This is a genomic window from Thermus scotoductus DSM 8553 (assembly GCF_000381045.1).
In the GTDB taxonomy this organism is placed as follows: Bacteria; Deinococcota; Deinococci; order Deinococcales; family Thermaceae; genus Thermus; species Thermus scotoductus.
This window is the reverse complement of record NZ_KB905804.1, coordinates 1-1,542: the sequence shown is the minus strand read 5'-3', so window position 1 is coordinate 1,542 and position 1,542 is coordinate 1. Positions and strand designations below refer to the sequence as shown.

Here is a 1,542-nt window from a genome sequence, read left to right as displayed (position 1 = left end):
AGGGAGAGTTCCAGCAGGAGCCGGTCCTCCTCAGGGGTCAGCTGGATCTGAAGAGGGGCTGCCATGTTGACATGATAAGGGGTTGGCACTTAGCACACGAAGGTATTCTGAGTTTAAACAGATGGACGCGGCCCGTGATCTTGATCGTTTACAAGCTAGTAAAGGCTGGTAGAATTGGGGCGGGAATGGGAGAGGAGAAGAGCACGAACCACCCCTTGACTCCGGGTGAGCCTCGCCAGGACCCCAGGGAATCCCCCCTTTACACCCTAAAGGAGGCGGCCTGGTACCTGGGCGTACCGGAGGCCACCCTGCGAACGTGGGTGCGGGGGCGCAACTATCCGGTCCAAGGGGGGGCCAAGCGCGAGTGGTCACCGCCCTTGATTCAAACCCCTGGGGGCGGGCCGCTCCTCTCCTTCCACAACTTGGTGGAAGCCAACGTGCTGGCGGCCCTGCGCCGGGAGCACCGCATTTCCATGCAACGGGTGCGCCAGGCGGTGGAGGTGGCCAAGAGTTGGTTGGGAGAAGAGCGCCCCTTGCTCCTAGACCTCAAGGCAGGCCTGGGAGAGGTCTTTGTGGATCGGGGCAGAGAGCTTCTCTCCCTGACCCGGAGCGGCCAGGTGGCCTTGCGCGAGGTTTTGGAGTCGTTCCTTAAGCGTGTAGAGCGTGACGAGAAGGGCCTGCCTCTTCGCTTCCGCCCCCCGGTAGGCGAGAAGGTCCGCGCGGAGTGGATTGCTTTGGACCCCCGAGTGGCTTTTGGGGCCCCTATGGTGGAAAGGGTCCAAACCCGAGTCCTGGCCTTTCGGTACAACGCTGGGGAAGAGCTAGAGGAGATCGCCGAGGACTACGGCCTTCCCCCCGAGGCCGTTCGGGAAGCCCTGGTTTTTGAGGGCACGGCCGCGTGAGCCCGGTCTTCTTCTGCGACCGCAACCTGGGGAAGGGCTTTGGGCAGAAGCTTCGGGAACTTGGCCTTGCGGTGGAACTTCACGACGACCACTTCGCCCCGGATGTATCCGATGAGGACCTATTGCGCGTGGTGGCTTCGCGGGGTTGGGTGGTCTTGACCCTGGATAAAAGGATGCGTTACCGGCAGGAGGAAAAGGCCGCCATTTTGCGCTACAGGGCCGGGGTCATCTTGTTCCCTTTCCCCAAGAACCCCCAAAAGGGCTGGCTGTTGGTTCTGGCTTCGGAGTTTTATCAGGCCCAACCCCAAGTTCAGGATTTCCTCCAGAAGACCCCGCCGCCCTTTGTGGCTCGCCTTCGTGTGGATCAAAGCAAAAGCGGTCGGAAGCGCTATCGCATGGAGGCAATCCCTCTCAGATAGGTACCCTTGCCCGGCCAGGTCAATCCCTAGAGAAAAGCCTCTCCCACGCTTCCAGCACCAGCCTTCTCGTCCGGTACTCCCCAAAGCGCTTGAGCTCCTTCTCCTTCAGGACCCGGAAGGTTTCCCCGGGTCGTGTCAAGATTTATGTGTAAGCGTCTGTGTACGGGGGGCATACCTCTCCAGAAGCATCTTCTCCAGCACTTCCCGCACCTCAGCAAAGC

At 60.9% G+C, this 1,542-nt stretch carries 2 protein-coding genes; both read left to right on the top strand.

The annotated features are described in order from the left end of the window. Window positions 1-185 precede the first annotated feature (185 nt). Window positions 186-902 carry a DUF433 domain-containing protein gene (locus F604_RS0111620; protein WP_019551784.1) on the top strand — a complete coding sequence of 239 codons (717 nt, stop codon included), beginning with the start codon at window positions 186-188 and terminating at the stop codon, window positions 900-902. Then, the gene (locus F604_RS0111615; RefSeq protein ID WP_019551783.1) at window positions 899-1,321 is read left to right on the top strand and encodes a PIN-like domain-containing protein; all 423 of its coding nucleotides are present in this window, start codon (window positions 899-901) and stop codon (window positions 1,319-1,321) included. The genes F604_RS0111620 and F604_RS0111615 overlap by 4 nt, the downstream gene beginning before the upstream one ends. Window positions 1,322-1,542: the final 221 nt, after the last annotated feature.